Genomic DNA, 12,454 nt, shown 5'->3' with positions numbered 1-12,454 from the left:
CAAGGATTGAACTTCAAAAACTATGCGCCAGCCCGTCTTTGATCGAATTTTACCAGCATTTTTCTACGAGCGAATCGCCACAGTCCTGCTCGCAGAAGCTAGCCATCGCGGCGCAACTGTCCTTACCCGTGAAGAGGTGATAGCGTCTGCCGATGCCCCTTTTCTCGTCGTCGTGGCAGAGACCTTTGCGCTGCTGTTGCAGGCAGAAACCGTACCGCAGATGAGTGCCTATCGGGTGAAAATCCTCACTGAGCCGGTGGCGATCGCTCGCTTTCTGCGCAAAATTCGCAGCCAGACACCCCTAGGCCAGCGTTCCCTGATCCGCTCAGTTTTGCAGCAGTTGATTCCCTTGACCGCCAAAGACCAAACGTTGCCCGCCGACTTGGCCCTTTCGCTGATGAATGTGCTCAGCGAAGACATGGCTCAGCAGTGTCAAAATTGTGCCCCCCTTGTCACTGCTGCCTTGAGCGAACGACAGGCCAAAGAGCGCCTGCTGCATCAGGTCACCACCCAAATTCGCCAAAGTCTGGAGCTACCAGAACTGTTGAAGATGGCAGTGGATCGGATTCGCGAATTTTTAGGTGCCGATCGGCTACTGGTGGGACAGTTTTACAATTCTACTGGTCAATTGCAGGGGCAAATTGCCTACGAATCTTGCCGCCATGGCGGAATTCCGTCGGTTCTTGGGCTCTGGGATGACTGCTGGCAGTGGTCTGCCCTACCCAGCAGTAGCTATCAGCGTCTCAGTCGTGGCCAAACCATCACAGTCAGTGACATTGACGAATTTTATCAAGAGGTTCCCTGCCTACAGGCCTTTGCCGTCCGCTGGCAGATCAAGGCCTGGCTAATTGTGCCAATCATTGTTCAAGAAAAACTTTGGGGAGTGCTCATTGCCCACCAGTGCGATCGCCCCCGCCAATGGCAACCCCAAGAAGTTGAGTTTTTGACCCATTTGAGTCAACACCTGAGTATTGCCATTTACCAAGCGCAACTCTACAGCGAGCTGCAACAGCAAAAGGCTACCCTTGAACAGCGCGTGAATGAACGCACCCAAGCCCTGCGGGAAGCCCTGAGTGCCATGGAAGCCGCCCATCGGATTAAGAATGACTTTTTGGCCACCATGAGTCATGAGTTGCGCACGCCCCTCACCTGTGTGATTGGGGTTTCGGCCACCCTCTTGCGCTGGCCCCTCGGTCCGCTAACGGAAAAACAGCGGGAGTATTTGGAAATTATCCATGAGAGTGGCACGCACCTGCTGGAGTTAATTAACAGCATTCTTGATCTCTCCCAAGCGGAATTGGGGCGATCGCGGCTGCATTACAGTGCCTTTTCGATTCGACAACTCTGTACCGACTGCCTCGAAGTGGTCAAATCCCAAGCCCAGCGCCATCAAATTCACTTGCAGCATCAACTGATGATCCCGCCAAGTCGCGATCGCTTTTGGGGAGACTACCGCCGCATCCAGCAAATTCTCATTAACCTGCTCAGTAATGCCATTAAGTTCACGCCTGCGATGGGGGAAGTGATTCTGCGGGCATGGTGGAAAGAGGATGAACTGATTTTCCAAGTGCAGGACAATGGCATCGGCATCCCTGCGCACCTGCAACCCTTGCTCTTTCAGAAGTTTCAGCAGTTGGATAGCTCCTTTGGCCGTGCCTATACCGGCGCTGGTCTCGGCTTAGCCCTCACCAAGCAATGGGTGGATCTGCACAATGGCTGGATTGAAGTTGAGTCCACTGAAGGCAAAGGCAGCACCTTCACCGTTGGCTTACCTGCAACCTCTACGGACACCCTCTTGGAGCCGACCAAAGTCAAATTGGATGTGCCGCCCCTCGCCACAACGGATGTACTGGTCGAACCTGAGGGGCGAATTGTGCTTGTGAGTGAGGATGAGGCCACTGCCACACTGATCTGTTCTATTTTGACGACCGCAGGCTATCAGGTGATTTGGCTCGTCGATGGTGAAGTGGAACGGTTGCTGGCACTGACTCCCATTGCCGTTCTTTTGGCAGAACCCTTTAGCTCTGGGGATTTGCAGGAGCTTGTAGATCAATTGCGGCAACGCTGTACCCCTGAGCAACTGAAGATTTTTATTTTGGGATCAGAGCGCCCTTATCGGGGGGCCGATCGCCACATTTCTCTGCCCATTCATCCAGAAAGTTTTCTGCAACAGGTAACGATGGGGCTAACTTCCCTTGCGATCCCTGCCCAGTAGGGAAAAGGCTTGATCCACTTGACGGTAAAGTTCCTCAAGAGAACCAGTATTCCAGAGCACTGTATCTGCCCGCCGAATTTTTTCCTCTAGGGGCAATTGACTAGCGAGGCGTTGGGCGGCTGCCTTTCCAGAGAGGCGATCGCGCTGCTGAAGGCGAGCTAACTGCTGTGCAGGTGTGGTGGCAACGACCCAAATCTGATCCACTAACCCTTCGAGGTGGGCTTCGAACAATAGGGGAATCACGAGGGTCAGCAGGGGCTGATCACATGCTTGAATGGCTTGCTGCATCTGGGCAATAACCCAAGGGTGAATTTGCGCTTCTAGCCAGTGGCGCTCTTGGGGTTGGGCAAAGACAATTTCCCCTAAACGGGAGCGATCGAGGCTGCCATCATCACGGCAAATCTCAACACCATAGCGATCGAGAATCGCTTGATAAATGGGCGTTCCGACGGCAACCGCCTGCCGCGCTAACTGGTCGGCATCGACAATAGGCACACCATACTGCTGCTGCAAATAGGCAGCCACCACCGATTTACCGCAGGCAATTCCCCCCGTGATACCGAGGCGAAGCGGTCTAGACACCCCCTTGGAGCCGCACCGCTGGCTGCATTAAGCGCACCCGTGCCCCAATATCCGCTGGCACAGTGGGGAGCATTTGTTGATAGGTCACTGTCTGACCGGGACCAACAGTTGCCGGTTCTGGTGTTGCTGCACCCGTTTGTAGAATTTGGCCATTAGGCCCCACGACCTCATAGTTAACGGATTGAATCGTTACCGGTTGGCGGTTATTGTTCGTCACGGTACCGGTCACCACTGAAGAGCCTGGTAACTTCAGTACAGGTTGAAGCTGCGGCTGCCCCACGCGGATATTGCGTAGGAGCTGTTGTTCCAGCACTTTGGGATCGACTTCTTGGGGCGTCTCTGATGGTGTTGGCGTAGAAGCGGCTGCCGTTGCGCCAGAAAGGTTGAGCAAATGATTCCAGTAGCGTTGATTGCGTCCCCACTCATAGGGAGAGTTGCCAATAATCACAATGTCGCCCGCAGCCCGCTGTGCCAAGGCAGGGAGGGGGGCGATCGCTCCAAGAAGCACAATACTGGTTAGCCAAAGGGGAAATGGCGATCGAGTTATCTTTAGCATGGCGCACGCTCCTGTCAATGCAGCCTACTCTCCATCCTACTGCAACTTGATGTGGGGTTTGGGGTCAGCCAACCGCCCTCAATATCGGCACAGGGGCAGCTATCGCAACAGCGGCATATTAACAATTTGGGGATCAATACCGGCACTCTTGAGCACATCTTGCCACTGCTGTTTGATGGCAGCGTCATTGGGATTGCTTTGCTGCAACTCCACAAGGGTTGCCAAGGTATCGTTCCAGAGTTGACTAGTGGCCAAAAGGGGCAGGCGATCGGCTGGCGGCATGGTGGTAATTACCTGGGCAAGGTTGCTGTCCAGCTCAGCCCGCTCAATCCAGCCCGTCACAAAGGGATTGGCATCGGGTTCATTGGACTTACAGGTGAGGGAGAAGATCCACTGGTATTTTTGCCCCGGTTGTAGCTTCGCCTTACTGGCATCCACTGTCACAGGTAAAATGCCGGCTTTACCATTCAGGGGCACTTGTTGGGTGAGGAGCAGATCGCCAGCTTCTGAGAGCAGCATCAGTTCCGCCGATTTGGCCGTGCTTTGGGGAACAAAGAAAAAGAGACTGGGATTGGCCGCAGCGGTCATCCCCAAGTTGTTATCGGGCACAAGAGCAACAATTTTTGTCAGAGAGCCTTGGGTACATTCCCCAAAGCGGGTGGCGCCTGCGATCCGTTGCCCTGGCATGCCGCGATTTGAGGGTACAAAGGTGAGACGATTACTCGATTGGGCAGCGTAGCGATCGCGAGCAATATAGGCCTCGACATTACTAATCGCTGTGAGGGCATAGCGGTTACCGGGGCGCAGACTGAGGGCACGGCGGAAATTCACCAAGGCGGATGGATAGTCGCGTTTGGCGGTGAGTTGATACCCCCGCTGCATGTAGCGATCGAACTCACTGGCTTCGCTAGGGGAAGTTTGGCCAACAGCAGGTAACGATGGCAAAATAACTGGCAGGGCACCCATCCCCATTGCCAAGGTACCGACAAGCAGCCACGAAAGGCCAAAACGGTGGGTAGACATAGCACTTACCTACTGAACATGCTAACTATCTTTAAGGTACTATCGGAAAGAAAACCCGATTGTGATCAGGCTTGCACATCCCCTGTGATTTCCGTAAAAGAGCAGCAAACGAGCAATCATTCCTCCCTTGCGCCGATCACGCTTCCCTTGGTGGAGATGTTCTCAGCGATTCAAGGGGAAGGCGCTAATGTGGGGTGTCGGCAAATTTTTATTCGCTTGGCGGGTTGTGATCTCCGCTGCACCTATTGTGACAGTGCCCACACATGGTTTGTTCCCCCCCATGCCCTAATTGAAGCACAAGCGGGCGATCGCTACTTTCAAACCGTACCCAATCCCGTCACTGCCGCCCATATTCTCGAAGCCGTACAGCAGCTCAATACTCCCCCCATCCACGACAGTATTAGTCTCACCGGCGGCGAACCGCTGCTCCATGCTGCAACACTGGCACTATTTTTGCCCCTCCTCAAAGCCCATAGCTCCCTGCCCCTCTACCTTGAAACTGGCGGACACCATCCAGAAGCACTGGAGCAAATTCTTCCCTATCTCGATAGTGTCGGCATGGACATTAAGCTCCCCAGCGTCAGTGGTGAGTGCCATTGGTCAGCCCATGAAGCCTTTTTGCGCCTGTGCGATCGCGCCCCTGTCGAGGTCTTTTGCAAAGTGATTATTTCCCAAACAACGGATCCTGCTGATTTAGACCGCCTCGCTACCCTTGTGGCCAGCGTCAATCCCCATATCCCGGTCTTTCTCCAACCTGTAACGCCCGTAGGTACCGGTCGCTGTACCCCCCCACCCACCCCGGAACAACTCCTCAGGTGGCAAGCGCAATTGAAGGCACAGCTGACCCAAGTGCGCGTCGTCCCCCAAACCCATAAATATCTCGGCCAGCGCTAGGGGTATTTTTTAATTACTTTTTAATCAAAATGTACGCACGGACATAATTGGGGATGCGACGGGCAGCCGCTTGGTAGGTAGCACGGTCTGGAAAAATTCCCGCTAGAAAGTCCAACTGATAGAGATTGGGCATAAAGGCTCCCCCCGTATCGGCAATCACGCCGAGGCGCAGTTTAGGCTGACCGCCTTGGGTATCTTCAACCACAATGACTCGCCCAAGACCGATATTCCAGACATCCCCCGCAAAGGTCACCTCAGGTTGGGTATTGATTTTGTTTTCAATGGTGCTGCCATAGCCCTTAAGGAAAGGGACTTCACGAAAATACCAGTAGCGTCGCTGCTCGTAGGGATCAACCCCCTTGACGAAGGGAATATCATTATTGCGATCCACATTGAAAAAGGCTTCAGTGCCATCGGTAAATTGCACCAGAATCGTCCCCTGCATCAGGGCATCCTCAAGCCCTCTCCTCGTCAAGTAGGCCAAAGGCTTCACCCGTCCATAGAGGGAGCCACCCGGTTCAAAAATCCCTTCCAGTACCTGTTGCTTTGTCAGTTGCTTATAAAATAAGTCCTCGGGTTGATCGGGAACACGGGGCGGCAGAGCATAAAGCGCCGTATTGTACGTCTCTGTGCGGGTGCGTGATCCGCGATGGGTAAATACCGCATAGTTGGTGAGGCGCAATTCCTTAGTTTGATGCGGATTGCGGGGGTTGTGGGGCAGCCATTGAATGACGCGAAAGTGCCGATTAATAAATGCGGGGTCTTGCAAACGAATTGGGCGCTTGCGACTAATATCCTCCGTGAGCGTCGCAATCATAAAGTCTAGGGTGTCGAGGACTTGGGGCAGCGTCACCCCCTGAATCGCCAGAATGCCCTCCCGCTGGGTAATGGGGTCTGTTTCCCTAAAGTCTTGAAAATACTGGCGAGTGCTACGCAACACTTGCAGCAGCTTCATCGGGGCGGTGCTAATGCGGTGGGCGGGCAGGGGGCGATCGCGAAACAGGTTCCGCCCATCCACTTGAAACTGGGGCTGGCCAAACTCATCCAGCACGGTGTACAGGGGAGATACAGCCACAGGGGACGTTGTAACCGTTGCAGATGCTTCTACTGGTGCTGAGGGAACCGTTGCCGCTTGACAGCCCACTGCCAAAAACATCAGACTCAGACAACTTGCCGCACTCAGCCAATAGAAACGCATAAGCAGACCTTGAACATGTTTAGCCTGCACTCCCTAATCCTCGCATCGCAGGTGGGGGTTAAGGCGCGGCAATGTAGGGAAGCGGAGTGGCCAATCGATTCATCATCCTAACCTTATGTGGAAAACTCCACAAGGGATGCTGCTCTCACACCTATACGATAGACCTGCGATTCAAAGTCGGTAACAGTACCAGTGGCGGTGAGGGCTTGGATAAACTCTTCGCGGCGACGCGGATTGACATAGAGCTGACCAGCAATGTCAGTGATGTGAGCCTGTAGATCCGCTGGGGAGTCATAAGCGTAGATGCGAGCCAAGGCGGGGTTGACTTTGAGGTAATGACCATTGGGACTAGATTGCAAGATCCCCTCTGTGGCATTTTCAAAAATACTGCGGTACTGGCTCTCGGCAAGGCGGAGCGATCGCTCGATCTCTTGGCGCTCTAGCACATTGGTAAATACTTGACCCATCACTTGCAGCAGTGGTAGGAGGGTCTCTAGGTGGGAATGAGCCTGACGTACAAAGTCTAATCCCAAAAAGCCGATCAACTCCTCACCGCGATTGAGGGCAACCACAAGGAGGGACTGAATTTGCTGGACGTCTAGACCTTGGCGATCAGGGGAATCCTTGGGCAGGTTTTGGATGCAAGGCCAGATGACATGATCCTGGCTCTGAATTTCTTCGAAAAAACGGGGATAGTCTTGAGTCACAATCCCCTGAAGCTGTTCCTGCTGAGGTTCAATGCCGGGGGCGCACCATTCGTAGGTATTGGAAAAGCTCCCTTGGGTACCGGGGTCACGTTCAAAGAGGTAAGCGCGATCGGCCTCCGTCATTTCCCCCAAAAGACCCAGCACCTTATGGATGGCCTGGGGAATCTCCGTCAGGGGGTCGAAAAAGGTTAGCAGTGCTCCATCCTGAAGCAGTGAAGCTACGGAGAGGTGATCCCCCAAAAGCTGCTGGCCAATGCTGTTGGCGCTAATGACTTGATATTGGGGTGGGCGGGTGGCAGAAACACCAATCAGTAGTAGCCCTTGGGCACTGTAGTTAAAAAGAATCTCCAACAGGCGATCGGTCATGGAGAGGGAGGAAGCGGCCAGTGTCTGGCCTTGCAGAGGAGAGGGCTGAACCACGGCCAATGTTTCTAAATTTTATTTCTTAATCCATCTACTCTAAACGATTCTGGCCAAGATGAACTGCTAAATGGAAAACACTTTATGCCACACCAAAACGATGCCGCCTGTGGCTGTAAGGGTGATCAGGTAGAGGGAACGGCTGAGCCGCAGAGCTGCAATAATCGTGCCTTGATCAATGGGGTGCAGCGGTTCTCCTAAAAAGGGTTTCACTTTCACCGTGCCGCGATAGATATTCGTACCCCCCAGCCGTACGCCAAAAGCAGCTGCATAGGCACACTCACTCCAACCGGAATTGGGACTGGGATCCTTGGGCGCATCCCGGCAACACCACTGCCACACTCGCTGCCACTGCCCGGAGCAAAGGGCAACCAGAAAGACGAACCACCGACAGGGCAACCACGTGAGCACATCATCGGTTTTGGCAGCAAACCATCCCCAGTGGGTGTAGGGTGGCTCGCGATAGCCAATCATTGAGTCCAAGGTACTGGCAGCTTTGTAGGCCATGACGAGGGGCAAGGGGGTCAGTTGCGGAACGACAAGGGTGGCGATCGCCCCATAAAACAGCGGTGCCATCATGCCATCAGTCGTATTCTCACTCACCGTTTCCAGAACCGCCCGCAGAATCTCAGGCGCCTCTAAGTGGGCAGTCTCGCGACCCACATACTTAGCCAAGGACTGGCGTGCCCCCTCAAGATTGCTAGCCGCCAGAAGTGCCAATACCTCTGCCGCTGCATCCCGCAGACTACGACCCGCAAAGCCACTGGCGGTGCCCACGACTGCAATCCCCCAACCGAGGAGGGGCGAAATCGTCATTCCCAGTGTCACCACCCCCCAACTGATGAGGGCAGAACCTACGATTAAGCTCAGTGTCAGCAGCGCCCCCCCCAACCGCTGTCCCCAAACTGGCCAGCCTTGGCCATAGTTGAACCCGTTGCTAAGGGATTGAATATAGGCTCCCATCCAGCGCACGGGATGCGGCCAGCCCCACGGATCCCCAAGGCCAAAGTCAAGGAGGGCAGCAGCCAGAAGAATCGTGTAGGCAATGAAGGCGCAAGACACAGGAACGATCAACGGGGGCGATCGCTCATTTTAGAACCTTAGCGCCACCCCGCCCGGTCCATAATCCGCAGAGCGTCGGCATTGTTGCGGCCAAACACTGCAGCATTGACATTTTGGCCACGGAAGTTGCCAAAGCGCCGCACAACCGGATGCAAGGGTACCCCGGAGCGCACGGGATATTCAAAGTTGGCCATGGCAAACATCTCCTGCGCCTTGGGACTCACTAAGTATTCGAGAAAACGAATGGCCCCTTGCCGATTGGGGGCACCCGCCACCACGCCACCACCGCAGATATTCACGTGGGCACCGCGATCGCGCTGATTGGGGAAAAACAAGCTCACCTTCTCAGCAACTGCACGATCTTCTGCTTTATCTGAGGCAATCAACCGTGCTAGATAGTAGTGATTTGCAATTGCAATGCTGCCAACCCCCGCGGCACAGGCACGAATTTGGGCGGTATCATTTCCCTCCGGGGGACGGGCAAAGTTTTGGGCTAGTCCTCTCGCCCATTGTTCCGTTTTTTGGGCACCATGAATGGCCAGCAAGGACCCCGTCAGGGATTGATTGTAGACATTGCTGGAGCTGCGCGTGAGAATCTGCCGCCGCCATTTAGGATTGGCCAAGTCTTCGTAGGTGGACAGTTGATTGGGATTCACTTTGGATTTATCGTAAATGAGGACACGCACCCGCCGCGAGAGACCAAACCAGTGTCCTTGAGGCTCCCGCAGGTTGGCTGGCACCACGCTATTGAGTACCCTTGACTGAATCGGCTGCAAAAGACCGGCCTGCTGGGCTCGCCACAAGCGACCGGCATCCACCGTAATCAACACATCGGCAGGACTCCGACTGCCCTCACTGCGAATCCGTTCAATTAGGGCATCAGCCTCAGCTTCAATGAGATTGACCCGAATGCCAGTTTGCTCGGTGAAACCGTTGTAGAGGGCTTTGTCGGTATCGTAGTGCCGTGCCGAATAGACATTGATTACTCCCCCTGCCTGCCGCTGTTGGGCATTGCTCGATTCTGCTTTTTGGTTCCAGAGGTGGTGGGCGACATAGGCCGTTGCCCCAGCGCCCATGCCCAAGAGTACACGGCGACCGACTTTCTGCATAGTTAAGAATTTCTCCTAAATGCAATCTGAGAAATATTCTAGGACGATGGCTTTGTTTTTGCAATTTAGTTGCAATAAGTTAAGTCTTTGCTGTACCACCACTGGCGATCGCTAGGGGATAACTCCACCCAATAGAGCGTAATCACCATCATTGCCCCCGTTTCGAGGTGGCGCACCCAATAGCTGGGATGCCGTTTTGTGGCACTGTCGAGAACAAGCCGCCGCCCAATGCGCCGCCAACTGGGTTCTTTGCTGCGCCAAGCAATGCGGCAACAGGGCCACGGTAACTGCTCGCGGTCAAAAAGGCGACAACAGGCACCCATGACCTCATAGCTGAATGAATAGCCGGGACTGTAGAATTGAGTCCCACTCACCAAGACCGGTGGCTGTTCTATTGTTGAATCTGAGCCAATCAAGGGGATGCGCTAACGTGCAGGCCAGCTTCTCAGTGTATCAGGAATCCCCCCTAGGGTTCTTGGGCGGCAATCAAAAGAGCACAGCAGCTAAAGCCAATGACGAGGGGGAGCAAAGACTGCAGCCAGCCACTCAAGCCCGTGGTGACTAGGGCGATCGCCAGTGCCAACATCTGTAGGCGGCGTTGCTGCGGGGATGGGGCAGCCGGCAGGTCAATGAATTGCAAGCCATCGGTGGGCAAAGGTAAGGGCATCACGCCGCCAGGGGGAAACGCCCAATACTGGTACTGCTCAATAAAGAGATCTGTCCAGCCATGTTCTTGGCACCAGGCCACTGCGGACTGATAGGAGTATTTGAGTAATTGCAACGAAGGATGACGATCCATAGGGGCACTGGTCAGGGCAAGACAATGAACATCTCTATTGAGAACATAACAGAACTGGGAAATCGGTTTGGAACCCTTGTAGTAACTCTTAATCCTTTTGCTTGGGAGAAAATTAAGATTCCCGAAAGAGGTCAGCAGATATACTGAAAGATAGATAGAGTTGTGTCAGAAAGCACAACGGTTCCTACACCACCGTTCGTTGCAGCCGAGTGATGTAAAGAAGTGTTTATTTATATTTTGCAGTGAGGGGTATTGTTAAGCCATCAATTCATGGTTTTCAAGAATCACTAAATTTCCCGTAAATCCCCATGAAATCTGGCTTTGCCATGAGTCCAAACCAATCATGAAATCCCTTAAAAACCATCTAGGAGGCGGTTATGTTGCTGGAGGCACCGACTGTACCGGTTTCACCGGTTGCCTTGCTCCATAGCTTGTTAGAACTGCGGCAGGAAATTACTAAAGAGGGGGAAGCCCGTTTTCAACAGTGGCAATCAAAAATTAAGCGATCCGAATTTATACCTAGTGCTCGCAATCTTGCCTACTATTTGGCCTTGCGCTGGCGGGATCTACGGGCGATTCAAATGGCCTTGATGCCTTGGGGGTTATCGTCCTTAGGACGGATCGAGTCGCGGGTGCTCCCCAATTTGGATGCGGTGATCAATACTTTGGGCGCCCTGTGCCATACCCATGAGTCACTGCCCCCCCGCCCACCCTTAGATGCCTTTTTTGCGGGCGATCGCCAACTGCGCCGCCAGACGGAAGAACTCTTTGGACCCATTCGCGGCAAACGCCATGGGCGCATCATGGTGACCCTGCCCCCTGAGGCGGCGACTGACCCCCAATGGAGCATTACCCTGCTGCGCAAGGGCATGAACTGTGCCCGCATCAACTGTGCCCACGATGACCCTGCCACTTGGGAAGCGATGATTGAGCACCTGCAAGCGGCAAGCCACATTACGGGTCAACCCTGCAAAATTCTCATGGACTTGGGGGGGCCAAAACCCCGCATTGCCGACATTTTTCCGGAAACGGTGCGCGTCCACGGCGGCGATCGCCTGCGGCTGACAACGGAAATTTGCCCTGATGGTGGAGAAATACCGCAATTCACCTGCTCCTTGCCAGAAATTTTGCCGCAATTGGCGGTGGGGCAGCGGGTTTGGATTGATGATGGCCACATTGGCGGTCGCATTGTCAGCAAAGATGAGCAAGGGGTGGAACTGACTATCACCCACTGCAAAGAAGGACAGCGGTTGAAAGTGGCCAAAGGCTTGAACTTCCCCGACAGTGATTTGCGCCTGTGTCCTCTGACCGAGAGCGATCGCGAGCATCTGGCCTTTGCTTGCCGCCATGCCGACATCATTGGCTACTCCTACGTCCAGTCCGCCGAGGATATTGCCCTACTGCAACGGGAACTGGAGCATTGTTGTGGCGATCGCGCCGACCAGATGGGCATCATTGCCAAAATTGAGACCCCGAAAGCAATTCGAGCACTGCCAGAACTGATCATCCAAGCGGCGGGTCGGCAACCCTTTGGCGTCATGATTGCCCGGGGTGATCTCGCGGTTGAAATTGGCTACCAACGCTTGGCAGAAATGCAGGAGGAAATCCTCTGGCTCTGTGAAGCCGCCCATGTGCCCGTGGTTTGGGCCACCCAAGTCCTTGAAAACTTGGTGAAAAAAGGCGTGCCCTCCCGTGCAGAAATCACGGATGCAGCGATGGCGGAGCGAGCGGAGTGTGTCATGCTCAACAAAGGCCCCTATGTGGGACTGGCAGTAGATATCCTCGATGATGTCCTTGCCCGCATGGAAGCCCACCAGCAGAAGAAAACACCGCAACTGCGGGCACTGCACTCGTGGCACCCCTACGAGACAATTGTGCGCCAATAAACC

The 12,454-nt window shown here is 54.3% G+C and carries 12 protein-coding genes; 3 read left to right on the top strand and 9 right to left on the bottom strand.

Annotation, left to right across the window (positions count from 1 at the left end; translation table 11 throughout):
- The first annotated feature begins 22 nt into the window (after nucleotides 1-22).
- Complete coding sequence (locus RHJ80_RS04660) at nucleotides 23-2,215, top strand: ATP-binding protein (RefSeq protein ID WP_310801566.1); 2,193 nt, start codon at nucleotides 23-25, stop codon at nucleotides 2,213-2,215.
- Here RHJ80_RS04660 and coaE read toward each other — a convergent pair.
- The 3 genes from coaE to RHJ80_RS04645 form a co-directional block, all read right to left on the bottom strand.
- The gene (gene coaE, locus RHJ80_RS04655; protein WP_310801565.1) at nucleotides 2,186-2,797 is read right to left on the bottom strand and encodes a dephospho-CoA kinase; all 612 of its coding nucleotides are present in this window, start codon (nucleotides 2,795-2,797) and stop codon (nucleotides 2,186-2,188) included. The two genes, RHJ80_RS04660 and coaE, sit on opposite strands and share 30 nt — an antisense overlap.
- Nucleotides 2,790-3,353 carry an FxLYD domain-containing protein gene (locus RHJ80_RS04650; RefSeq protein WP_206201270.1) on the bottom strand — a complete coding sequence of 188 codons (564 nt, stop codon included), beginning with the start codon at nucleotides 3,351-3,353 and terminating at the stop codon, nucleotides 2,790-2,792. Before RHJ80_RS04650 ends, coaE begins: the two co-directional genes overlap by 8 nt.
- A 99-nt stretch (nucleotides 3,354-3,452) precedes the next feature.
- The gene (locus RHJ80_RS04645; protein WP_206201269.1) at nucleotides 3,453-4,376 is read right to left on the bottom strand and encodes a DUF928 domain-containing protein; all 924 of its coding nucleotides are present in this window, start codon (nucleotides 4,374-4,376) and stop codon (nucleotides 3,453-3,455) included.
- Nucleotides 4,377-4,532: 156 nt separating this feature from the next.
- Between RHJ80_RS04645 and RHJ80_RS04640 the strand changes: the two genes are divergently transcribed.
- A complete protein-coding gene (locus RHJ80_RS04640; protein WP_225901699.1) occupies nucleotides 4,533-5,270 on the top strand; it encodes a 7-carboxy-7-deazaguanine synthase QueE in 738 nt (245 codons plus the stop codon).
- A gap of 13 nt (nucleotides 5,271-5,283) precedes the next feature.
- Here RHJ80_RS04640 and RHJ80_RS04635 read toward each other — a convergent pair whose 3' ends face one another.
- The 6 genes from RHJ80_RS04635 to RHJ80_RS04610 form a co-directional block, all read right to left on the bottom strand.
- Nucleotides 5,284-6,468 carry a hypothetical protein gene (locus RHJ80_RS04635; protein ID WP_206201267.1) on the bottom strand — a complete coding sequence of 395 codons (1,185 nt, stop codon included), beginning with the start codon at nucleotides 6,466-6,468 and terminating at the stop codon, nucleotides 5,284-5,286.
- Nucleotides 6,469-6,581: 113 nt separating this feature from the next.
- On the bottom strand, nucleotides 6,582-7,595 hold the full coding sequence (locus RHJ80_RS04630; RefSeq protein WP_310801564.1) for a PAS domain-containing protein: 1,014 nt from the start codon (nucleotides 7,593-7,595) through the stop codon (nucleotides 6,582-6,584).
- A 66-nt stretch (nucleotides 7,596-7,661) separates the two neighbouring features.
- Complete coding sequence (gene cbiB, locus RHJ80_RS04625; protein ID WP_310801563.1) at nucleotides 7,662-8,657, bottom strand: adenosylcobinamide-phosphate synthase CbiB; 996 nt, start codon at nucleotides 8,655-8,657, stop codon at nucleotides 7,662-7,664.
- Between the two features lie 38 nt (nucleotides 8,658-8,695).
- On the bottom strand, nucleotides 8,696-9,766 hold the full coding sequence (locus tag RHJ80_RS04620; RefSeq protein WP_310801562.1) for a Fe(3+) ABC transporter substrate-binding protein: 1,071 nt from the start codon (nucleotides 9,764-9,766) through the stop codon (nucleotides 8,696-8,698).
- A 65-nt stretch (nucleotides 9,767-9,831) separates the two neighbouring features.
- On the bottom strand, nucleotides 9,832-10,140 hold the full coding sequence (locus RHJ80_RS04615) for a hypothetical protein (protein WP_310743454.1): 309 nt from the start codon (nucleotides 10,138-10,140) through the stop codon (nucleotides 9,832-9,834).
- A gap of 92 nt (nucleotides 10,141-10,232) precedes the next feature.
- Entirely contained in the window at nucleotides 10,233-10,565 is a 333-nt protein-coding gene (locus RHJ80_RS04610; RefSeq protein WP_206201264.1) for a hypothetical protein, read from the bottom strand.
- A 377-nt stretch (nucleotides 10,566-10,942) separates the two neighbouring features.
- Between RHJ80_RS04610 and RHJ80_RS04605 the strand changes: the two genes are divergently transcribed.
- Nucleotides 10,943-12,451: a pyruvate kinase gene (locus tag RHJ80_RS04605; RefSeq protein ID WP_206201263.1), complete on the top strand. Its 1,509-nt coding sequence runs from the start codon at nucleotides 10,943-10,945 to the stop codon at nucleotides 12,449-12,451.
- The last annotated feature ends 3 nt before the right edge of the window (nucleotides 12,452-12,454 follow it).

This window comes from Thermosynechococcus sp. QS41, assembly GCF_031583515.1.
Classification (GTDB): domain Bacteria; phylum Cyanobacteriota; class Cyanobacteriia; order Thermosynechococcales; family Thermosynechococcaceae; genus Thermosynechococcus.
The sequence above is the reverse complement of the archived record's forward strand: the minus strand, read 5'-3'. Positions and strand labels throughout refer to the sequence as shown.